Source organism: Mycobacterium sp. HUMS_12744610, from assembly GCF_041206865.1.
GTDB classification, from domain to species: domain Bacteria; phylum Actinomycetota; class Actinomycetes; order Mycobacteriales; family Mycobacteriaceae; genus Mycobacterium; species Mycobacterium servetii.
Window position 1 is genome coordinate 276,650 of sequence record NZ_JBGEDP010000001.1, and the last position, 21,132, is coordinate 297,781.

The following is a 21,132-nucleotide window of genomic DNA, read 5'->3' on the forward strand; positions in this document are numbered from 1 at the left end:
TGCACTGCCGCAAGGATAATCGGAGTATTCGAGGCTCGGTTATCCAGGATGGGAGTGCACCTGTCAGATGCAGGCTACTACGGATTGGTCGAAGAATGTCCGAGTTGAGGTCCGTGGCGACGACGTGGTCGGGCACGCCGGTAACGTGATACCCCGGTTGCTGGCCGACAATCTGGGTTTGACCAGCGGTTTGTCGTCGGTGCTGTCGCGCCCAGAAGTCACCCACGACCGAGGCGCGGTGTTGCGCGATGTGGCGGTATCGATCGCCGGCGGCGCGCAGAACCTGGCCGGCACCGCGGTGCTGCGCGATCAGCACCGGTTGTTTCAGGCGGTGGCGTCGGTTCCGACGATGTGGCGGTCCCTGGGCGAGATCGACGAGCAGAGCATCACCGAGGTCACGGCCGTGCGCAACAAGGTCCGCTCTCGGGTGTGGGAGGCGATCGAGGCCCGCCACGGTGCGATCCCGGCTTCGCAGACCTGCTATGGGGACCTCGGGGACACGATCGTGATCCGCATCGACGCGTCGCTGATTCAGTCGCACAGCGATAAGCAGCACGCCGCAGGCAATTTCAAAGGCGGGTTTGGCTTCCACCCGCTGTTGGCGTGGTGTGACAACACCGGCGAACTGCTGGCGGTGATCGCCCGTGCAGGCAACGCCGGCTCGAACACCGCGGCCGATCATATCGCGATCATCGACGCCGCGATCGCGGCGATCCCGGCCAAGTGGCGCCGCAAGTTGCTGGTCACCATCGACGGCGCGGGTTCAAGCCACGCCGTCGTCGAACACCTGGAGAAACTCAATGCCCGGCCGGGGATGTCAGTGGGCTACTCGGTCGGATTCGACCTCGATGAGCGGGTCCGGGTCGCGATCGGCCAGATGCCCGATGCGGGATGGCAAGCCGCACTGGATGCCACCGGAGCGGCCCGTGACGACGCCCAGGTCGCCGAGTTGACCGGGCTGCTGCGCCACAGCACCGGAGGGGATCGGCTGGTCGGCTGGCCGGCCGGCATGCGCATCCTGGTGCGGCGCGAAGAAATCGAACACGGCACCCAGTTGTCATTGTTCGAGCAGCTGGCCGGCTACCGCTACCAGGTCCTCGCCACCTCGACTGCCGGTGGACAACCCCAGCGACTGGAAGCCCGCCACCGCGTCCACGCCCGGGTGGAGGGCTTCATCCGCACCGGCAAAGACACCGGCCTGGCCCGCTGGCCCTCACACTCGTTCGCCATCAACACCGCTTGGGTCACCGCCGTCGCGATCGCCATCGACCTGCTGTGCTGGATGCGACTGCTACTCCTGGACGGCCCACTGGCCAAAGCCGAACCCGCCACCCTGCGCTACCGGCTGCTGCACGCCGCGGCCCGGCTGATCAAACGATCCCGCTACCTGATCCTGCGGATCCCCCAAACCTGGCCCTGGGCACAAGAATTCGCCGACGCCCTCAACAGGGTCCGCGCCATACCCTGACCCACAGGCCCCTATGCCCTCTCGACCCCAAGAAAGGAGTAACCACCCCCGGGATAAAGGACCCGGCGTCACCGCACGACACGCGGCGCCGCCGCCTACCCCCAGCCTCAAAACCTCGACAAAGCTGCCGCCCCGCAGACCGCCACAGCAGAACCCGGGCCACCGTGAAATTCTGAGGCAGGCTGATCACGCCCATCGGAGTCTGTTGCCAGCCCAATTCCTCAAAGCGTGCGCTCATCGAGGATGACGATAGTCCGGGCGTGGAAAGCGATTGCGCGGCGGAATTTGAAGTTGAGCGTGACGTTGCCCGACAAGGTTTCAGAAAGGAGCTGCGCCGTTTCTGACTACGGATCAGAAGCTTAGGGTTCGAATCCCTTAGGGCGCGCTTCGCGCAGGCGTTTACCGAATTGCTCGTCAGGGGATGCTTCCGGACGTGTACGCCATCGCCTCACTGCTCGCGGTGCTGGCCGTCTCTGCTCGTCACCAGGGTCGCCACCGTGGTGCTGGCCGCCTCCGGGATGTCCGGGGAGTCCGCGCGATTCCAGGCCCGCTCGGCGTTCACCGGTTCGGGCTTCACCACCACCGAGTCCGAGGTCGTGGTGTCGCATCCGCTGCGCCGCCGGGTGGTGATGCTGCTGATGCTGGTCGGCAACATCGGTTTCGTCGCGGCCGCGAGTTCGCTGATCCTCGGTTTCCGGGACGGCGCCACGGGGACCTCGTGGATGCGGGTCATCGAGCTGGCCGCTGGATTGATCGTGCTGGTGTTCCTGTCCCGCAGTCCCCGGGTGAGCCGCTGGCTGACCGGGCTGATCGGCCGGGCGCTGCACCGCTGGACCGACCTGGCGGGCCGCGACTCGACGGTGCTGGCCGAGCTCGGCGGCGGATACGTGGTCAGCGAGCTGGCGATCGCCGCGGACGACTGGGTGACCGGGCGCCCCCTCGAGGAACTCGGGTTACCGGACGAGGGCCTGCTGGTGCTGCGGATCAACCGGAAGGAAAGCGACGACGTGGCGTGCCCGGTCCCGGGCACCAGGCTGGCGTGCGGCGACGTGGTGGTGCTCTACGGCCACACCGACGCGATCACCGATCTCGACCACCGCGGCGCCGCCGACGGCGACGACTCCCACGCCCGTGCGGTGGGCCGACACGCGGCCCGCGGCGGCGCTCGCGGGTGACGCCGGGTTACCGGTGGCCCGGCAGGGCTTGCAGGTCGCCCTCGATGCCCTGCAGATCGCCTTGGATGCCTTGCAGTTTGCCCTCGATGGCCTGCAGGTCGGACAGCGCCTTGTCCAGGCCCGGTTGCGTCTCGCCTGCGCTCGCGGGATGGAACTGCGGGCAGTACGAGACGATGGCACCGGCGGTGACGGCGGTGCTCTGGTCGGCATCCCAGATCGACGATCGCTGCACGAAGCGGACGGCGTCGGCGAAGTCGGGCCGGTTCTTCAGGAATTCGCAGACGGCATGCCCCTGGCTGGCGACGTAGTCGCGGCCGGGAACGGGCACGCCTTGCTGCTGCAACGCGTCGGTGAGCGCCCTGTCGGCGATGTCGGACGCCGAGGTGGGAGCCTTCGTCGGCATGACCGGGGCGGGTGGCGCCGCCCGTGGCGGGGTCTCGGTCGGCTGCGCCGCCGGCGGTGCTTCGCGGCCCGCGAGGATCACGACCACCGCGGCGACGACCGCGAGCAGGGACAGCGGCAACACCGCCAGGGGACCGAAGCGGCGCAGCGTACTCTTGCGGCGCGGCCGGACGGGGCCGGGGGTTGCGATGACACCTCCCGGCGCCGCCGGGAGGTGGCCCAGGCGTTCGTCGAGCAGTTCGTCGACCCGCTCGCTGAACCGTTGACCGCCCTGTTCGCGGATCGACCGGCGCCCCAGGGCGAGGAGCCGCAACTCGGAGTCGATCGTCTCGCGATCGCGCATGTCAATCAGTCTGCGGGGGCGGCGAGGTTGTCACAAGTCCTCGTACTCAGACCGGCGCCCAGGTGGCCCAGGACTCGCCGAAATCCAGGGTCGCCGCGGACGGGCGGGCGGTGCCGATGATTTCGCGGAAGTGGTCTTGCCAGCCCCACCAGAGGCAGATGATGAAGACGTATTGGTACCAGCTGAGCTGGTAGCCGTCGGGTATGGCCTCGCCCTTGCTCTCCGGTGCCAACACGGCGATCGCCAGCAGGCCGATCACCACCGACGCCGGCAGCCCGATCTTGCCCTCCCGCCAGATGTGCACTCCCCGCGGCCGCGGTCCGTCCGGGGTCAGTTCGAACCCGTTGGGCAACTCGTCAACGTGGCCGTGGCTCCATCGGTGAGCGCCGTACAAGACGTCGGCGATGTCGGGACGGCCGTCCGGCAGGTCCGACCGCACCGCGATGGGAAAGCGGCTCTGGTCGAAGTCGATGCCGGGTGCCGCCATCGCGCCGAAGATGTCGAGCGAGTCACGGACCGTGCGTTTGAACCTGGCTGCCAGCCCCTGCTGCGGATATCGCCTCGCCGCGGTCTCGGCGAGAGCGTTGCAGGCGTGGCTCATCGCCGAATCCCACTCACGCCTTTCCCAATGGTCCAGCGAGCGCCTGACCGAGTCCCCGACGTCCACACGTTGAAGGTTAGCTGGACGACGCCCGATATGGACCGTTTGTCGATCAGGACCCGCTGTCGATGAGGGCCAACGCCCGCTCGAACAGGTGGACCGTCGCCGCGTGCAGCTGGTCGCCGACCTGCTTCTCGGCTTTGCCCGCGCACGCGCGGGCCAGGGTTCCCTCGATCACGATGCCCAGCTTGAAGCAGGCCAGCACGGTGTACCAGGTGATGTGCGACAGGTCGCGGGTGCTGTTGGCGGCGTACCGGGCGAGCAGCTCGCCGGTGCCGGCCAATCCGTCGTGACCGCCCAGCGCGTGACTGAACACGCTGGACCCGTCGGGCTGGCGCCACGTGGCCAGCAGCCAGCCCAGGTCCAGCAGCGGGTCGCCGATCGTGCACATCTCCCAGTCGACGATGGCGACGACGTCGGGTCCGGTGCGGGAGAACATCACGTTGGCGGCGTGGTAGTCGCCGTGCATGATGCCGGGCGTCCAGGTCGCCGGCCGGTGGCCATCCAGCCATGCCGCCACCCGGTCGACCCCCGGGATCTGCGGCCCCGGGTAGTTCTCGTACTGCTGGTAGGACTCCAGCTCCGAAAGCCAGCGCGGCACCTGCCGCTCCAGGAAGCCGTCGGGCTTGCCGAAGTCGGCGAGGCCGACGGCGACGTGGTCGACGGCGCCCAGCCTGGCCAGCGCCTCAGCCATCGACAGTCCCATCCCGTGCCGCACGCCGGCGTCACCGGCATGCAGCGGCGGCAGCCCCTCGCCGGCGTTGAACCCGTCGACCGGGTCCATCAGGTAGAAGACCGCGTCGCCGAGGACGCCGGGGTCGTCGCACGTGGCGATCAGGCGCGGGTGCGGGACGTCGGACCCGGCCAGTGCCGCAAGGACTTTCGTCTCCCGCAAGATCACGGTGTTGCTGCGCGGGCGCAGGTGCCGCGGTCCGCGCCGCAGGACGTAGGGCCGGCCGGCGCGAGTGAACCGCAGCATGACGTTCTGGGTTCCACCGGTGACGGCCGAGACGTCCTCGAGGGGGCCCTCGCCCAGCCCGCGCCCCGTCATCCACTGCGCCACGGCATCGAGGTCCACAGGACTGTCCTGCGGCGTGGGTGGCATGGCGCTCCTCTCCCAACCTGTGGGCCCCCTGGGAAAGAGCGTAGGCCACCGGCGCCGGACGCCCCGGTCCCGCGGCGGCTGGAACAATAGTGCGTAGAACTAACTTACTTACGGGCTGGGAAGGGAACTGGCGATGGCGCGTACCGACAACGATTCCTGGGACATCACCCAAAGCGTGGGAGCCACCGCGCTCGGTGTCGCCGCGGCCCGCGCCGCGGAGACCGAAAGCGACAACCCGCTCATCAACGACCCGTTCGCGCGCGTGTTCGTCGACGCCGCGGGCGAGGGCATGTGGAGCATCTACGCCGACCCCAAGCTGTTGGCCAAGGCCGTCGAACTCGAGCCCGAAGTGCGCACGCGGATCCAGCTGATGATCGACTTCATGGCCACGCGGACAGCGTTTTTCGACCAGTTCTTCCTCGCCGCCGCCGACGCCGGCGTCCGGCAGGTGGTGATCCTGGCGGCCGGCCTCGACGCGCGCACCTGGCGGCTGCCGTGGCCCGACGGGACGGTGGTCTACGAACTGGACCAGCCCAAGGTGCTCGAGTTCAAGTCCGACACCCTGCGCGACCACGGCGCCCGCCCGGCGGCGGAGCTGGTGAACGTCCCGGTGGACCTGCGCCAGGACTGGCCGAAGGCGTTGCGCGAGGCGGGATTCGACCCGTCGCGGCCGAGCGTGTGGTCGGCCGAGGGCCTGGTCCGCTACCTGTCGTCACAGGCCCAGGATCTGCTGTTCGAGCGGATCCACGAGCTCAGCGCCCCGGGCAGTTGGCTGGCCTCCAACGTGCCCGGCGAGGGGTTCACCGACCCGGAACTGGTGCGGCGCCAGCGTGCGGACATGCAGCGCATGCGCGCCGCGGCCGCCAGACTGGTCAACGCCGAGATCACCGACTTCGACGACCTGTGGTATCCCGAGGAGCGCACCGCCGTCGACCGCTGGCTGAGCGAGCACGGCTGGGACACCTCGGCCCAGACCTTCCCTGAACTGATGGCCCGGTACGGGCGCAGCATCCCGCGGGGCGCCGAGGACTCGATGCCGCCAACGCTTTTCGTGTCCGCGCAGCGCCGGGCGGGCTGAGGGGCCCGTCTGGCTAACTCGCCGGGCCTCCCGGCGAGGTTTAGACATACGTCGAACGGGTATGGGTGGGCGTACGGATATCGATCTCTCGAGCACAGCGGAGGTCCCCATGCGCGGTCGCGGCATCATCGGCGCGGTTGTCCTGGTGTGGCTGGTCATCGGAGTGATCGCGACATGGCAGCGCGGCTACTTCACGGGCGGGTCGACCAGCTGTGTCACGGCGGGCAACGTCGCTCTGACGGTTCTGGCGGGACCGTTGAACTACGCGGGCGTCGACCCGAAGGTCAGGGACTGCCACATACCGCAACCCAGTTCGATGCCGGCGACCCCGGTGTCCTAACCCTCAACCGAAGGAAGTCGAAATGATCGTCTTAGGTGTGGTGCTGCTGATTCTCGGGTTCGTGTTCGGGATTCCCCTGTTGTGGACGCTCGGCATCGTCGCGCTGGTGATCGGTGCCGTGCTGTGGATCATGGGCTCGGTGGGCCGCCCCGTCGGGGGCCGGCGTTACTGGTACTAGACATTCACCGATCGAAGTCGCGTGACCGCTTGGCGGTCACGCGACTTTGTTTCACAGCCCGCGCATAGCAACGCCTTAGCGGCGGCTCAGGAGGCCGCGCATACTGGAACTCGTGACGCAGCCCCGGGTCTCAGTAGAGCGGGTGGTCATGTGCCGCGCCGACGGCAACCCGATCAACGTGCTGGTCGTCGACGACGAGGCCGTCCTCGCCGAGATGGTGGCGATGGCACTGCGATACGAGGGTTGGAGCATCGCCACCGCCGGCGACGGGACGTCGGCCATGGCGGCAGCGCGCGCCCAGCGGCCGGACGTGGTCGTCCTCGACGTGATGCTGCCCGACATGAGCGGGCTGGACGTGCTGCGCAAACTGCGCGAGGAGAATCCGCAGCTGCCGGTGCTGCTGCTCACCGCCAAGGACGCGGTGGAAGACCGCATCGCGGGGTTGACCGCGGGCGGCGACGACTATGTCACCAAACCGTTCAGCATCGAAGAGGTGGTGCTGCGGCTGCGGGCGCTGCTGCGGCGGACCGGGGTGACCACACTGGACAGTGGCGCCCAACTGGTGGTCGGCGACCTGGTGCTGGACGAGGACAGCCACGAGGTGACCCGCGCCGGCGAGCCGATCGCCTTGACCTCCACCGAATTCGAGCTGCTGCGTTTCATGATGCGCAACTCCCGGCGCGTGCTGAGCAAGGCGCAGATTCTCGACCGGGTATGGAGCTACGACTTCGGCGGCCGCTCCAACATCGTGGAGCTCTACATCTCCTACCTGCGCAAGAAGATCGACAACGGTCGTGAGCCCATGATCCACACGCTGCGCGGGGCGGGCTATGTCCTCAAGCCGGCCCGCTAGCAGCGGGTCGCGGCCGTCGGCTGGCCCCCGGCGCGTCTGGTCGCTGCGGCTTCGGCTGCTGGTCGGGCAGGTCGTGGTGCTCGCGGTGGTGTGCATCGGGATCACCGCCGCGACCGAGCTGTCGCTGCTGCGCCACCTCGTGACCCAGCTCGACGGGCAGCTCGCCGGGACCTCCTACCGCTCGGCGCTGATGTATCCCGAACGGAACCGTTCGGGCGGCAAGTGGATGCACCATTACTGGCGGCCCGGGCCCGGCCCCATGTTCCTCGACGCCCCGGGCCAGCCCGCGGGCATGGTCGCCGCGGTGGTCAGCGACGGCAGGACGGTGGAGGCTGGCTACCTGACCCCCAGCGGCACCCGGGCCGACGTGACCCCTGCCGCCCAAACGCAACTCGCGAACATCGCCGGCAGCCGCACACCGGTGACGCTCGAACTCGACGGCCTCGGCCGCTACCGCGTCGTCGGCGCCCCGAGCCGCAGCGGCAACGACATCATCGTCACCGGGCTGTCGATGTCCAACGTCGACGCCACCATGATCCGCATGCTGGTCATCCTGGGGATCGTCACCGTGGTCGCGCTCGTCGCCGCGACGACCGCCGGTGTCGTCATCATCCGGCGCGCGCTGGCACCACTGCGCCGCGTCGCCCAGACCGCGCGCGAGGTCGTCGAAACCCCGCTGGACCGCGGTGAGGTCGAGCTGCCGGTGCGGGTCCCCGAACCCGACGCCAACCCGCACACCGAGGTGGGGCAGCTGGGTTCGGCGCTCAACCGGATGCTCGACCACATCGCCGCCGCGCTGTCGGCGCGCCAGGCCAGCGAGACCCGCGTCCGCCAGTTCGTCGCCGACGCCAGCCACGAGCTGCGCACCCCGCTGGCCGCGATCCGCGGTTACACCGAACTCACGCAGCGCATGGGGGACGACCGCGAGGCGGTGGCCCACGCGATGAGCCGGGTGGCGTCGGAAACCGAGCGGATCACCCGCCTCGTCGAGGACCTGCTGCTACTGGCCCGCCTGGACTCCGGCCGTCCGCTGGAGCGCGAGCCGGTGGACCTGTCGCGGCTGGCGGTCGACGCGGTCAGCGACGCACACGTCGCCGGGCCGGGCCACCGGTGGGAGCTGGACCTGCCCGAGGAACCGGTGATCGTCACCGGCGACGCGGCGCGGCTGCACCAGGTGGTCACGAACCTGCTCGCCAACGCCCGCATCCACACCGGCGCGGGCACGATCGTGACGACGCGGCTGAGCACCGAACCCGGGCAGGCCGTGATGCAGGTGATCGACAACGGCCCGGGGGTTCCCGCGGCGCTGCAATCGGAGGTGTTCGAGCGGTTCGCGCGCGGTGATTCCTCCCGCTCCCGCAAGGGTGGCAGCACCGGACTGGGCCTGGCGATCGTCTCCGCGGTTGTCCGCGCGCACCACGGGACCATCACGGTGGACAGCAGGTCCGGTCACACCGAATTCACGGTGCGATTACCGCTTAGCGATTAGCTGGAGCAGGTGACGTCGATTTCGAAAGGCTTGTTCACCGGCTGCATGGGGTTTGCCATGTCCACGCCCGTGGCCGTGCCGGTGATCTTGTAGCTGTTGCCGTTCTTGGTCGCCGAGGCGTTGCCCTGGCCGGTGCCCGGCGTATAGCCGAGTGTCACCCCGTTGACATTGCCCAGCCCGACGGATTTCACCTGGGGAGGGTTGGCGTCGGTGAGCACCGCGGCGATGCCGGTCGTCGAGCCGCCGATCGCGATGTTGACGGTGCCGCCGCTGGTGCTGCACACCGTTGTGCCGCTGACGTTTTGGTCCTTGCCGTCGATGATGACCTTGGTGCCGGCCGAGCCGGTGGCTCGCCGGCGCGCTCGTGCCCGAGCTGGACCCGGAACTGCTGGTGGTCGACTTGTTGCTCGAACAACCGGAAATTCCCGCCGCCAGAATCGCCGCTCCGGTCACCGCGACCGTCAGTCCTCGCTTCACCCGTGCTCCTTTGCCCGATGTTGACGGTCCTTGGGCTTTCGGGACCGTGCGGGCAGTATGCGGGTTTGCCGGGACAAAGACCAGGGCCGGCGGAAACTCTTTCCGTGTTCATTAGCTGCCGGACGTGGCAGGCTATTGCCGTGAATCACAAAACCCCCACCGCGGCCATCGAGTCGGCGCATCGCGAACACGATCTGCCGTTCGAGGACACGACGGATTTCCGTGACGCCGACCGCGGTTTCATCGCCGCCCTGTCCCCGTGCGTCGTCAAGGCGGACGACGGCCGGGTCGTATGGGACAACGACGCCTACGCCTTCCTCGGCGGTCCCGCGCCGACCACGGTGCACCCCAGCCTGTGGCGGCAATCGACCCTGGCCGCCAAACAGGGCCTCTACGAGGTGGTTCCGGGAATCTATCAGGTGCGCGGCCTCGACCTCTCGAACATCACCTTCGTCGAGGGCGACACCGGGATCATCGTCATCGATCCGCTGGTGTCCACCGAGGTGGCCGCCGCGGCGCTGGGCCTGTACCGCGCCCACCGCGGCGGCGACCGCCCCGTCGCCGCGGTCATCTACACCCACAGCCACGTCGACCACTTCGGCGGCGTCCTGGGCGTCACCTCGCAGGCCGAGGTGGACGCGGGGGCCGTCGCCGTGCTGGCCCCGGAGGGGTTCATCGAACACGCGGTGCAGGAGAACGTGTTCGCCGGACCGGCGATGACCCGGCGGGCCACCTACATGTACGGGACCCTGCTGCCCCGCGGCCCCCACGGCCAGGTGGGCTGCGGGCTCGGGCAGGCCCCGTCCACCGGCGAGGTGGCCGTCATCGTCCCGACGGTCGTCATCCGGCGGACCGGCGAGAAGCACGTCATCGACGGCGTGGAGATCGAGTTCCAGATGGCGCCCGGCACCGAGGCGCCGGCCGAGATGCATTTCTATTTCCCGCGTTTCCGCGCGCTGTGCATGGCCGAGAACGCCACCCACAACCTGCACAACCTGCTGACCCTGCGCGGCGCGCTGGTGCGCGACCCGCACGCGTGGTCGGGCTACCTCACCGAGGCGATCGACACGTTCGCCGACCGCGCCGACGTGGTGTTCGCCTCCCATCACTGGCCGACCTGGGGGCGCGAGAGCATCGTCGAGTTCCTGTCGCTGCAGCGAGACCTGTATGCCTACCTGCACGACCAGACGCTGCGGTTGCTGAACCGCGGCCACACCGGGGTGGAGATCGCCGAGATGTTCCAGCTGCCGCCGGCGCTGGAGCGGGCCTGGCACACCCACGGCTACTACGGTTCGGTCAGCCACAACGTCAAGGCGGTCTACCAGCGCTACATGGGCTGGTTCGACGGCAATCCGGCCCGGCTGTGGCCACATCCGCCGGAGGCGATCGGGCCCCGCTACGTGGCCGCGATGGGCGGCATCGACCGGGTGGTCGAGGTGGCCGCCGCGGCGTTCGAATCCGGCGACTTCCGCTGGGCGGCAACGCTGCTCGATCACGCGCTGTTCACCGACAGCGGCCATGGCCCTGCCCGTGAGCTGTACGCCGACACCCTCGAGCAGCTCGCCTACGGCGCGGAGAACGCGACCTGGCGCAACTTCTTCCTCAGCGGCGCAACCGAATTGCGGGACGGCAACCTCGGCACCGCGACCACCGCCACCTCGCTGTCGCTGCTGGGTCAGCTGACCCCGGAGCAGATCTTCGACGGCCTGGCCATCCGCGTCGACGGGCCGCGCGCCTGGGGACTCGACCTCGACCTCGACGTCGAATTCGCCGAGCCTGCGGAGAACTACCGGCTCACGCTGCGCAACGGGGTGCTGATCTATCGGAAGGGGGCCGCCGACCCGACGACCGCGTCGGTGACTGTGAGCGTGGGCAGCAAGCTCCGGCTGCTGACCGTCGCGATGGGCGACTTCGACTCGCCCGGGTTGCGGATCTCCGGCGACCAGTCGGCGCTCCAGGCGTTTCTCGGCGTGCTCGACGAGCCCGACCCTGCCTTCGACATCGTCACGCCGTGACGTCGATGACGACCTTGCCGATCGCCTTGCGGTCGGCCACGTGCCGCAGGGCCGCCGCCGCCTCGGCCAACGGGAAGCGGGCGCCGATGTAGGGCCGGACCGTGCCGGCGGCGAACAGCTGCGCGAGCTCGGCCATGTCGCGCGCGGCGTCGTCGGGCCGGTCGGCCATGAAGGTGCGGATCTCCATGCCGCGCACCGTGATGCCTTTGAGCAGAACAAGGTTCAAGGGGATCGACGGTATGGTCCCCGCGGCGTAGCCGAGGGTGACGAACGTCCCGCCGCGGGCCAGGGCGCGCAGCGCCGGCTCGGCGTAGGGCCCGCCCACGGGATCGAGGACCACGCGGGCGCCGTCGCCGGTCAGCTCGCGGATGCGCGACTTGAGGTCCTCGGTGGCGTAGTCGACGACCGCCGCGGCGCCCCGCTGCCGGCACAGCGCGAGCTTGTCCGGGCTGGACGCGGCCGCCAGCACCCGGGCGCCCATCGCCACGGCCAGGTCGACGGCCGCCAGCCCCACGCCGCCGGCGGCGCCCAGCACCACCACCCAGTCGCCTTGGCGGACAACGGCGATCGAGCGCAGGGCGTGGTAGGCGGTGCGGTAGGTGACGCCGAACGCGGCCGCCGAGGCGAAGTCGGCGCCGTCGGGGATGGGCGTCACCGACGCCGCGTCGAGCAGGGCCTGCTCGGCGAAGGCCCCGGTGGGCGTCGTCGCCGCGACCCGCTGGCCCGGCCGGAACGGCGCGCCCGCGCCGACCGCCACGACCTCGCCGGCCAGCTCGCTGCCCGGGACGAACGGCACCGGGATCTTGACCTGATACCTGCCCGCGATCAGCAGCACGTCGGGGAAGTTGACCGCGGCGGCGTGGATCCGCACCACGACCTGGCCGGGGCCCGGGACCGGGTCGGCCAGCTCGTCGACGACCAGGTCCTCCGGTGCGCCGTAGGAACGACAGACGACCGCGCGCATCAACCGACCCCCAACCCGTGCAGGCAGAACCGCACCACGTGCGCGATGTCGTCGGGGCCGGGCCGGTCGGCCGACCCGACGTAGCGGCGCATGGTGGCGGCCGTGCAGTCGAACACGGCGTCGACGTCGCGGTCCACGTCGGTGCTGCCCAGCGCGGCAACGGGTGCCAGGAGCAGGTCCCGCAACGGGCGCATCATCTCCTGGTCGGCCGCCCGCCAGTTCGTGGCCGCCGACAGCTGCCCGGCGGCCGCGCGGCTCATGCTGATCAGGTGCGGATCGGCGACCTGCGCCAGCGTGCCCTCGATCCAGCGGGCGACCTGGTCGGCCGGTCGCGACTCCTTGGCCATCTGGTGCTCGAGATAGGAGACCACGATCGCCACGCCCCGTTCCATGACGGCCAGGATGAGGTCGTCCTTGCCGGCGAAATACCGGTAGAACGCCTTGTTCGACGAGCCGGCCTCGGTGACGATGTCGCTGACGCGCGGCGGCTCGGGCGCGACGCGTTCCATCACCCGCACCGCGGCGGCCAGGATGCGTTCGACCTCCTCGGTGGCCTCCCGCTGCCGCTCGTCGAGCGCCCGCTCGACGGCCGCGGTGACCCGGTCACCGGTCAACGAGATCCCCGTATTTGGCGCGGGCGGCCTCGCGGCGGACATCCAGCATCTCGCTGGGCCACTCGGCGTCTTCGGCCTCGTACCCCTTGAGCAGCATCTTGGCCAGGTTGACCTTGTGGGCCTCGGTGGGGCCGTCCGCCAGCCCGAGCACCACGCCGCCGAGCAGGACGTTGACCAGCGGCAGCTGGTCGGTGGTGCCCAGCGCGCCGTGCACCTGGATCGCGCGCATGCCGATCGATTTCAGCACCTGCGACGCCAGGATCTTGCAGGCGGCGATCTCCTGGCGGGCCGCGTGCTCGCCGGCGGTGTCGATGAGCCAGGCGGCGTGCAGCACGGCCAGCCGGAAGGGCATCAGCTCGGTGTAGGAGTCGGCGACGAACGCCTGCACCAGCTGCTTGTCGGCCAGCGAACTACCTTGGGTGAAACGGCTTTTCGCGCGCCGCGACATCATCTCGACGGCGCGCTGGGCCACGCCGATCGAGCGCATCGCGTGGTGCAGCCGCCCACCGGCCAGCCGCGCCTGCAGGATCATGAAGCCCTGACCGGGCTCCCCGAGCAACGCGTCGGCGGGCACCCGCACCCCGTCGTAGTGCACCAGGGAATGCCCGGCCTCGTGGGGCAGCGCACCGACCAGGTGGTGGGTGGCCTCGACCTTCAGCCCCTCGGTGCCGGCCGGGATCAGGAACGTCGAGGCCCCGCGGTGGACCGGGACGTCGGGGTCGGTGATCGCGACGACGATGAAGAACGAGGCGACAGATGCGTTGGAGGAGAAGTACTTCCGCCCGGTGATCACCCAGCCGTCCCCGTCGGGCACGGCGCGGGTGGTGAACACGCGGGGGTCGGAGCCGCCCTGCGGTTCGGTCATCGAGAAGCACGAGAAGATCTCGCCGGAGAGTAGCCCGGACAGGTATCGGTCCTTCTGCTCCCGGGTGCCGAAGCGGGCGATGATCTCGGCGTTGCCGGTGTCGGGCGCCTGCGTGCCGAACACGATCGGCGCCCACGGGCTGCGGCCCAGGATCTCGTTGATCAGCGTGAGCTTGACCGCCCCGAATCCCTGCCCGCCCAGTTCGGGGCCCAGATGCGGTGCCCACAAGCCGTTGTCGCGGACCTGCTGCTTGAGCGGATCGACGATCCGGCGGCGTTCGTCGTTCAGTGGCAGGAACTCGCAACCGGGGAACACCACCTCGAGGGGTTCGACCTCCTCGCGCACGAACTCGCGGATCCAGTCGAGTTTCTTCTCGAACTCCGGCTCGGTGGAGAAGTCCCAAGGCATCGAAGGCTCCTATCGGTTAGGGGATTCCGCCGTCGGCCCGCACGATGGAGCCGGTGGTGAAGCTGGATGCGTCGGAGGCCAGGAACAGCGCGGCGCCGACGATCTCGGGTGGGTCGCCGGCGCGTTTGAGTGCGAGGTGGCCGAAGTTGTTGTCGCCGGACAGATCCCACGCCTTGCTGACGTCGGTGAGAAACGGGCCGGCCATCAGGGTGTTCACGCGGACGGTCGGCCCGAACGCCTGCGCCAGGCCTTCGGTCATCGCGTTGAGGCCGGCCTTGGCGGCGGCATAGGGGATGATGCCGCCGTTGGGGCGCAGCGAGCCGGTGGAGCTGACGTTGATGATCGAGCCGCGCCCGGCCGCCACCATGCGCTCGCCGACCAGCGCCGACAACCGGAACGGCCCCTTGAGGTTGAGGTTGACCACCGCGTCGAACAGCTTCTCGGTGACGTCGGTCAGCTTGTCGTAGAGCGGCGACATGCCGGCGTTGTTGATCAGGGTGTCGACCTTGCCGAACCGGTCGTAGGCCGCCTCGACCAGCCCGTCGAGCTGATCCCAGCGGCCCACGTGCACCTGGTATGGCATTGCTGTGCGGCCGGTTTGGGATTCGATCTCCGCGGCGGTCGCGACGCAGTTGTCCATGTTGCGACTGGCGATCACCACGTCGGCGCCGCAGCGGGCCGCGGCGAACGCCATCTCCCGGCCCAGGCCCCGGCTGCCGCCGGTGATCAGCACCACCCGATCGGTGAGGTCGAAAAGCCCGTCGGCATAACCCATTTCAGCGTCCCTTGCTCGTGCGGGCCAGTTCGGCGGCGGTGGCGATCAGCCTGGGGATCATCGCCCCGAAGGCGTCCTGCACCTTGGGGTCCACCTTGCCGGTGCGCACCCCGGCGGCGTAGGTCTTCTCCAGCACGATGCCCAGTTTCCAGTTGGCCAGCACCAGGTAGTAGTCGATGTTCTCGGTGGACAGCCCGCTGAGCTTCTCGTAATGGTCGAGCAGCTCGCTGCGGGCCGGCATCCCCGTCATGTCCAGATAAAACCCGTCTTCGCTGGGGTTTTCGCCGTCGTAGCCCAGCAGCGCCCAGGCCAGGTCGAGCAGTGGGTCGCCGACCGTGGTCATCTCCCAGTCCACGATCGCGGCCAGCCGGGCCGGCTCCGCGTGCGCGAACATCACGTTGGCGAACTGGTAGTCGCCGTGCATGATGCCCGCCTGATACGACGCGGGGCGGTTGCGGCGCAGCCAGTCGGCGGCCACGTCCAGGCCGGGAAGCTCGCGCACCCGGTAGGCGTCGAGGAAGGCCAGCCAGCGGTCGACCTGCCGCTCGTGGAACCCGTCGGGGCGGCCGAAGCCCTCGAGGCCCTGCGCGCGCCAGTCCACCCGGCCCAGCTTGGCGGCGCCCCCGACCAACTCGAACGCCAACCCGCGGCGGGCGGCCAGGTCGACGTCGAACGGCGGCTGCCAGCCGCCGTCCATCGGGCTCCAGCCGTCGATCGCGCGCATTACGTAGAAGGGCATGCCCAGCACGGCGCCGGTGTCGTCGGCGGCGATCAGTTCCGCGTGCGGGACGTCGGTGCCCGACAGCGCCCGCACCAGGCGGATCTCGCGCAGCAATCCGGCGATGCGGGCGGCGTCGGCGCGGGCGCCGGGCATCCGCAGCACCATGCGCTCCCCGCCGCGCTCGAGAAGGTAGAGCGTGTTCTGCGAACCGCCCTTCAGCTGTTGCAGCGACGGTTGCTCGCCGCCGCCCGGGGCGCCGTTGGCGTCCAGCCAGCGGCCGAGGACGCCCGCATCGAGTCCGGTCTCACCGGCAACACTCATCGCACACCCCAATCTCCGCGCAGAGAATAGCATTCTCCACCGGCCGGGAAGGGCGCCGCCGCTGCATGCGAGGCTTGGTGGCATGCAAGTGCTTCTGGTCCGGCATGCCCTTCCGCTGCGCAGCGAACCCGGTGAGGGCTCCGATCCCGAGCTTTCGGAAGAAGGGCTGGCGCAGGTCGGGCGCCTGCCCACCGCACTGGCCAGGTTCGGCGTCGGCCGCGTGGTGAGCAGCCCCCAGCGCCGCGCCGTCCAGACCGCCGAACCGGTCGCGGCGGCCCGCGAACTGCCGATCGAGATCGACGACCGGTTCGCCGAATACGACCGCGACCTTCCCCTCTACATCCCCGTCGAACAGATCCGCGCGGAGCGGCCCGAGGAGTGGGCGCGCATGGCCTCCGGGCACCTGCCCAGCGCGGTCGACGAGGAGGCGTTTCGCGCGCGGGTGCGCGCCGGGCTCGACGACGTCGTCGCGGCGGCCGACCACGAGGACACGGTGGCGGTGTTCAGCCACGGCGGGGTGATCAATGTGTTGCTGCACGAGATCCTGGGTACGGCGCGGCTGCTGTCCTTTCCCATCGACTACGCCTCGGTCACCCGCCTGTTGTTCTCGCGGTCGGGCCAGGTGACGGTCGCCACGGTCAACGCCACCGACCACGTCTGGGACCTGCTGCCCCGAAATCAACGGCGGGTGACCGGCGGTGGTAAACAAGTCCGGTGACTTCAGCTGACCAACCCGAGGGCCTCGACCTGGCCGGGCTGGACCGGTATCTGCGTTCGCTCGGCATCGAACGCGACGGCGAGCTGCGGGCGGAGTTCATCTCCGGCGGCCGTTCCAACCTGACGTTCCGGGTCTACGACGACAAGGCCGACTGGCTGGTGCGGCGCCCGCCGCTGCACGGGCTCACCCCGTCGGCGCACGACATGGCCCGCGAGTACCGGGTGGTCGCCGCCCTGCGGGACACGCCCGTACCGGTGGCGCGCGCGATCGCGCTGTGCGAGGACGAGTCGGTGCTGGGGGCGCCGTTCCAGGTCGTGGAGTTCGTCGCCGGGCAGGTGGTGCGCCGGCGCGCCCAACTGGAGTCCCTCAGTCACACCGTGATCGACGGTTGCGTGGACTCGTTGATCCGGGTGTTGGTCGACCTGCACCGCGTCGACCCCGACGCCGTCGGTCTGGGCGACTTCGGCAAGCCCAGCGGATACCTGGAGCGCCAGGTGCGCCGCTGGGGAGCGCAGTGGGAGCTGGTGCGCCTGCCCGACGACCACCGCGACGCCGAGGTGCAGCGGCTGCACGCCGGCTTGCGCGATTGGATCCCGGACCAGAGCCGGACCTCGATCGTGCACGGGGACTACCGCATCGACAACACGATCCTGGACGCCGACGACCCGACCCGGGTGCTGGCCGTCGTGGACTGGGAGCTCTCGACGCTGGGGGACCCGCTGTCCGACGCGGCGCTGATGTGCGTGTACCGCGACCCCGCGCTGAACCTGATCGTCAACGCGCAGGCCGCCTGGACCTCACCGCTGTTGCCGACGGCCGACGAGCTGGCCGACCGGTACTCGCTGGCCTCCGGGTGGCCGCTGGCGCATTGGGAGTTCTACATGGCGTTGGCGTACTTCAAGCTGGCCATCATCGCCGCCGGCATCGACTTCCGCAGGCGGTTATCCGACCAGGCCCAGGGGAAGGCTTCCGAGGACGCGCCCGAGGTGGTGGCGCCGCTCATCTCGCGCGGGCTGGCCGAGCTCGCCAAGCTGCCCGGTTAGCGTCCCTGGCGGGCGATCGTCGCGTGCTGTTTCTTCGCCGTGCGGCGCAACTGCAGGATCCGGGCGGTGCCGACGGCGACGGTGATCAGCCCGCCGACGACCGCCGCCAGCAGGATGGCCACCCCCAGCGGCAGGTGCCAGTGCCAGCCCAGGAACGTGAACGCCGTCGTTTCTGTGTTCTGGGTGATGAAGACCAGCAACAGGATCAGGATCAGGAAACCGGCGATCAGCGACGACCACAACGCGCCGGCGCGAGTGAACGCGATGGCCGGCTCCCCGGGTTTGGCGCCGGACTTGGGCGGCGGGGCGGGCTTCTTGGTGGGCGGCTGGTCGGGGGAGGCAGGGATGTTGCTGCTCATGGTGACATCTTTGTCCCATCCGGCACGGAATGAAACCGAACGCCGGAGGCGGGCACGCTAGGCTGACCGTGGTCCATCTGCGGCCGTCGCTGGTGCCGGTGTCGATCGGTGCCGCGGTCGCGGCGTGGTGTTCACCATCTCGTCGCTGGCGCTGTTCGTGGCGCTGCCGACGGTCATCGGCACCCGGATCCTCGATGAGGCCAACGTGGTCGTCGCGCTGACGGCCTACACGGCCGCTTTGCTGGTGCGCGCGGTGTCCGAGGCGCTGCACGCGGTGCCCGCCGCGGTGCGCGACATTGCCCCCGCCGTCGGCTACCCGGGGTTGCGGCGGATGCTCGCGGTGGAGCCGGCGCTGTCACTGCCGGTAGCGGTCGTCGGGGTGCGCGTGGTGGTGGCCACCAACATCGCCATGGTCGCCGTGGGTGCGGTGGTCGGCATCGGGGGGCTGGGCGGCTGGTTCGCCCAGGGCTACCAGACCGACAAGAGCGATCAGATCGTGGCCGGCATCGTCGCGTTCCTGGCGCCGGCCCTGGCGCTCGTCGTCGACGCGCTGATCGTGGTGGCCGGCCGGCTGTCCCCGGTGGTGGGCTGCTACCTGCTGACCGCAGACAACTGGACCGGTCCGGCCGGCCTCGGGGCGCGGAGCCTCGAGTATCTGGAGTACATCGTCGTGGCGGTGGGCGCGGTCAACGGGCTGCGCTTGCTGCCGACGCTGGGTGTGTTGCAGCTCGGGGTGCTGCTGTTCGGGCTGGGCCTGGGCCCGCCGCTGTTCGCGCTGCGGGGCGGCACCTACGCCGGCGTGGCGGGCGTCGAGCCGGCGGTGGTGGACGCCGCCCGCATGATGGGTATGACCGAGGCGCAGGTGGTGCTGCGCGTCGAGGTGCCCAACGCACTTGCCGCTGATCCTGGGCGGTGTGCGCAACGCGACCCTGCAGGTGGTCACCACCGCGACGGTGGCCGCCTACGCCAGCCTCGGCGGGCTGGGCCGGTAAGTGATCGACGGCATCAAGGATGCGTGAGTTTCATCTCGCGTTGGTGGGTGCGCTGCTGGTGGCGGCAGCGGTGTGGGCGTCGGCGCCAGGCACCGGGCGGCTGAGCGGGCCGCTGCACCGGCTCCCGGCGCACGCAGTTGCCGACTCCCCCGCCGCGGACCGAGACCACGATTTACGGTAGACGGGTGAACGCAGACCCCGCAGATTCGACCCGGCGCGTGTGGCAGGCGATGCTGACCTGGCGCGCGCAGGATGTTTCCCGCATGGAATCGGTGCGAATCCAGGTGTCCGGCAAGCGGCTCCGGGCCAACGGGCGCATCGTGGCCGCGGCCACCGACACCAACCCGGCCTTCGGAGCCTATTACGACGTGCAGACCGATGAGACCGGCGCCACCAGGCGCCTCGGCATGACCGTCACGCTGGCGGAGCGGGAACGCGTGCTCTCCGTCGCCCGCGACGAGGAGAACATGTGGCTGATCACCGACCACCAGGGGGACCGGCGCGCGGCCTACGACGGCGCCCTCGACGTCGACGTGGTGTTCAGCCCGTTCTTCAACGCGTTGCCGATCCGGCGCCTCGGCCTGCACGAACGCGCGGAGTCGGCGACGTTGCCGGTGGTGTACGTCAACGTCCCGGACATGTCCGTCGCCGCGGCCAGCGTCAGCTACACCAGCACGGGGAGGCTGGACGGCATCAAGTTGCGTTCCCCGGTCGCCGACACCGTCGTGAGCGCCGACGACGAGGGTTTCATCGTGAACTATCCCGGGTTGGCAGAGCGGATCTGATCACTCCGCCCGCCCGACCGGCGGCGGCCAGTTCCTCGCGCCAGTCCTCGGCGCCGACGACGACCGCGATGATGTCGTGGCGCGGGAAGCTGTCATAGCGCGTACGCGCCGCGTGGCCGGCCTCGACGAGCTCGGCCACCGAGCCGTGGCCCGCCAGCGACTCGCGGGTGCGGCCGAGCAGCTCGATGGCGTGGTCGAGGACGGGCAGCAGCTGACCGGCGTTGCCCTCGCACATGGCCCGCACCAGGTCCGGGGCGGTGCCCGCGACCCGGGTGCCGTCGCGGAAGGAGCCGGCCGCCAGCGCGAAGGCCAGTGGGACCTCCCCGGCGGTGACGGCGAGCGCCTCGGCGAGCAGGTGCGGCAGGTGCGAGATGGCCGCCGCGGCCGCGTCGTGCTCGTCGGACCGGGCCGGCACCACCAGGGCGCCGCAGTCCAGCGCCAGGGCCGTGACCGTCGACCACACCCCGGGGTCGACGTGGTCGTCGACGCTGACCACCCACGGCGCCCTGGTGAACAACCCGGCATAGCCGGCGGCCCACCCCGAGTCCGCGGTGCCCGTCATCGGGTGGCCGCCGACGAAACGCCGGAGCAGCCCGGCGGCGGCGACCTCGTCGTGCACCGCGCCCTTGACGCTGGTGACGTCGGTCAGCGGGCAGTCCGGCGCCAGCTCGGCGACGTGGGCCAGCATGCCCGGCAGCGCCGGCATCGGGACCGCGAGCACGATCAACGCGCCGGTGTCCGCGGCGCGGGTCAGCGTCTCGGCGAGGTCGGTGCTGGCGGCGAAGCCGTCGGTGACGGCCGCGTGCGCGCCCTCCACCGACCGGTTGTAGCCGAACACTTCGCGGCCGGCCGCCGAGGCCGCCCGCATGATCGAGCCGCCGATCAGCCCCAGGCCGAGCACGCACACCGGTGGTTTCAAAACAGGGCTCGCCACAGTCCAAGGTTTGCATAGACCCGTGAGGCGGTGCCGTGGGTGGCCGGGT

The 21,132-nt window shown here is 70.0% G+C and carries 21 protein-coding genes and 3 pseudogenes; 13 read left to right on the forward strand and 11 right to left on the reverse strand.

All coding sequences use genetic code 11. From position 1 onward, the window contains the following. The first annotated feature begins 67 nt into the window (after positions 1-67). Positions 68-1,468 carry an IS1380 family transposase gene (locus AB8998_RS01310; RefSeq protein WP_369736302.1) on the forward strand — a complete coding sequence of 467 codons (1,401 nt, stop codon included), beginning with the start codon at positions 68-70 and terminating at the stop codon, positions 1,466-1,468. Between the two features lie 497 nt (positions 1,469-1,965). Further along, positions 1,966-2,643, forward strand: coding sequence for a TrkA C-terminal domain-containing protein (locus AB8998_RS01315; RefSeq protein ID WP_369736449.1), 678 nt, complete (start codon positions 1,966-1,968; stop codon positions 2,641-2,643). A gap of 7 nt (positions 2,644-2,650) precedes the next feature. Here the strand turns inward: AB8998_RS01315 and AB8998_RS01320 are convergent, their stop codons facing one another. The 3 genes from AB8998_RS01320 to AB8998_RS01330 are packed head-to-tail and all read right to left on the reverse strand — an operon-like array spanning position 2,651 to position 5,154. After that, positions 2,651-3,388 (reverse strand): DUF732 domain-containing protein, encoded by a 738-nt coding sequence (locus AB8998_RS01320; RefSeq protein ID WP_369736450.1) that lies wholly within the window; start codon positions 3,386-3,388, stop codon positions 2,651-2,653. A gap of 46 nt (positions 3,389-3,434) precedes the next feature. After that, on the reverse strand, positions 3,435-4,055 hold the full coding sequence (locus AB8998_RS01325; protein WP_369736451.1) for a hypothetical protein: 621 nt from the start codon (positions 4,053-4,055) through the stop codon (positions 3,435-3,437). Positions 4,056-4,101: 46 nt separating this feature from the next. Continuing rightward, positions 4,102-5,154, reverse strand: a complete 1,053-nt coding sequence (locus tag AB8998_RS01330) for a phosphotransferase family protein (protein ID WP_369736452.1) — start codon at positions 5,152-5,154, stop codon at positions 4,102-4,104. Between the two features lie 133 nt (positions 5,155-5,287). On the opposite strand from AB8998_RS01330, the gene AB8998_RS01335 reads away from it, so the two are divergent. From AB8998_RS01335 to AB8998_RS01355, 5 genes are all read left to right on the forward strand, one after another. Beyond that, positions 5,288-6,232, forward strand: coding sequence for a class I SAM-dependent methyltransferase (locus AB8998_RS01335; RefSeq protein WP_369736453.1), 945 nt, complete (start codon positions 5,288-5,290; stop codon positions 6,230-6,232). Positions 6,233-6,341: 109 nt separating this feature from the next. Further along, on the forward strand, positions 6,342-6,572 hold the full coding sequence (locus AB8998_RS01340) for a hypothetical protein (RefSeq protein WP_369736454.1): 231 nt from the start codon (positions 6,342-6,344) through the stop codon (positions 6,570-6,572). A 22-nt stretch (positions 6,573-6,594) separates the two neighbouring features. Then, positions 6,595-6,750, forward strand: a complete 156-nt coding sequence (locus tag AB8998_RS01345) for a hypothetical protein (protein WP_369736455.1) — start codon at positions 6,595-6,597, stop codon at positions 6,748-6,750. A 148-nt stretch (positions 6,751-6,898) separates the two neighbouring features. Continuing rightward, on the forward strand, positions 6,899-7,603 hold the full coding sequence (locus tag AB8998_RS01350; RefSeq protein ID WP_369741379.1) for a response regulator transcription factor: 705 nt from the start codon (positions 6,899-6,901) through the stop codon (positions 7,601-7,603). Beyond that, positions 7,581-9,092 carry a sensor histidine kinase gene (locus AB8998_RS01355; RefSeq protein WP_369736456.1) on the forward strand — a complete coding sequence of 504 codons (1,512 nt, stop codon included), beginning with the start codon at positions 7,581-7,583 and terminating at the stop codon, positions 9,090-9,092. The genes AB8998_RS01350 and AB8998_RS01355 overlap by 23 nt, the downstream gene beginning before the upstream one ends. On the opposite strand, the pseudogene AB8998_RS01360 reads toward AB8998_RS01355, so the two are convergent. After that, a pseudogene (locus AB8998_RS01360) lies at positions 9,089-9,569 on the reverse strand (lipoprotein LpqH). The gene AB8998_RS01355 and the pseudogene AB8998_RS01360 overlap by 4 nt on opposite strands. A gap of 140 nt (positions 9,570-9,709) precedes the next feature. Here AB8998_RS01360 and AB8998_RS01365 point away from each other — a divergent pair. Continuing rightward, on the forward strand, positions 9,710-11,584 hold the full coding sequence (locus AB8998_RS01365; RefSeq protein WP_369736457.1) for an alkyl/aryl-sulfatase: 1,875 nt from the start codon (positions 9,710-9,712) through the stop codon (positions 11,582-11,584). On the opposite strand, the gene AB8998_RS01370 is transcribed toward AB8998_RS01365, so the two are convergent. Genes AB8998_RS01370 through AB8998_RS01390 form a run of 5 tightly spaced genes read right to left on the reverse strand, consistent with a single transcriptional unit; the run spans position 11,574 to position 16,252 of the window. Beyond that, a complete protein-coding gene (locus AB8998_RS01370) occupies positions 11,574-12,548 on the reverse strand; it encodes an NADPH:quinone oxidoreductase family protein (protein ID WP_369736458.1) in 975 nt (324 codons plus the stop codon). The two genes, AB8998_RS01365 and AB8998_RS01370, sit on opposite strands and share 11 nt — an antisense overlap. Continuing rightward, on the reverse strand, positions 12,548-13,204 hold the full coding sequence (locus tag AB8998_RS01375; protein ID WP_369736459.1) for a TetR/AcrR family transcriptional regulator: 657 nt from the start codon (positions 13,202-13,204) through the stop codon (positions 12,548-12,550). The genes AB8998_RS01370 and AB8998_RS01375 overlap by 1 nt, the downstream gene beginning before the upstream one ends. Beyond that, positions 13,152-14,435: an acyl-CoA dehydrogenase family protein gene (locus AB8998_RS01380; protein WP_369736460.1), complete on the reverse strand. Its 1,284-nt coding sequence runs from the start codon at positions 14,433-14,435 to the stop codon at positions 13,152-13,154. The genes AB8998_RS01375 and AB8998_RS01380 overlap by 53 nt, the downstream gene beginning before the upstream one ends. Positions 14,436-14,451: 16 nt before the next feature. Next, complete coding sequence (locus AB8998_RS01385) at positions 14,452-15,210, reverse strand: SDR family NAD(P)-dependent oxidoreductase (protein ID WP_369736461.1); 759 nt, start codon at positions 15,208-15,210, stop codon at positions 14,452-14,454. 1 nt (position 15,211) lies between these two features. Further along, positions 15,212-16,252: a phosphotransferase family protein gene (locus tag AB8998_RS01390; RefSeq protein ID WP_369736462.1), complete on the reverse strand. Its 1,041-nt coding sequence runs from the start codon at positions 16,250-16,252 to the stop codon at positions 15,212-15,214. A gap of 82 nt (positions 16,253-16,334) precedes the next feature. Between AB8998_RS01390 and AB8998_RS01395 the strand changes: the two genes are divergently transcribed. Together AB8998_RS01395 and AB8998_RS01400 are read left to right on the forward strand one after the other, a co-directional pair. Beyond that, positions 16,335-16,970 carry a histidine phosphatase family protein gene (locus AB8998_RS01395; RefSeq protein WP_369736463.1) on the forward strand — a complete coding sequence of 212 codons (636 nt, stop codon included), beginning with the start codon at positions 16,335-16,337 and terminating at the stop codon, positions 16,968-16,970. Next, entirely contained in the window at positions 16,967-18,013 is a 1,047-nt protein-coding gene (locus tag AB8998_RS01400; protein ID WP_369736464.1) for a phosphotransferase family protein, read from the forward strand. The genes AB8998_RS01395 and AB8998_RS01400 overlap by 4 nt, the downstream gene beginning before the upstream one ends. Here the strand turns inward: AB8998_RS01400 and AB8998_RS01405 are convergent. Continuing rightward, positions 18,010-18,372: a LapA family protein gene (locus AB8998_RS01405; protein ID WP_369736465.1), complete on the reverse strand. Its 363-nt coding sequence runs from the start codon at positions 18,370-18,372 to the stop codon at positions 18,010-18,012. The two genes, AB8998_RS01400 and AB8998_RS01405, sit on opposite strands and share 4 nt — an antisense overlap. Before the next feature lie 29 nt (positions 18,373-18,401). Here AB8998_RS01405 and AB8998_RS01410 point away from each other — a divergent pair. The 3 genes and pseudogenes from AB8998_RS01410 to AB8998_RS01420 form a co-directional block, all read left to right on the forward strand. Beyond that, positions 18,402-18,949, forward strand: a pseudogene (locus AB8998_RS01410) (ABC transporter permease); the annotation flags it as partial. Continuing rightward, positions 18,944-19,545 (forward strand): annotated as a pseudogene (locus AB8998_RS01415) (ABC transporter permease). The pseudogenes AB8998_RS01410 and AB8998_RS01415, both read left to right, overlap by 6 nt. Positions 19,546-19,549: 4 nt before the next feature. After that, positions 19,550-20,149: a putative glycolipid-binding domain-containing protein gene (locus AB8998_RS01420; protein WP_369736466.1), complete on the forward strand. Its 600-nt coding sequence runs from the start codon at positions 19,550-19,552 to the stop codon at positions 20,147-20,149. Here AB8998_RS01420 and AB8998_RS01425 read toward each other — a convergent pair. Next, positions 20,112-21,056, reverse strand: a complete 945-nt coding sequence (locus AB8998_RS01425; RefSeq protein ID WP_369741380.1) for a prephenate dehydrogenase — start codon at positions 21,054-21,056, stop codon at positions 20,112-20,114. The genes AB8998_RS01420 and AB8998_RS01425 overlap by 38 nt on opposite strands. Positions 21,057-21,132: the final 76 nt, after the last annotated feature.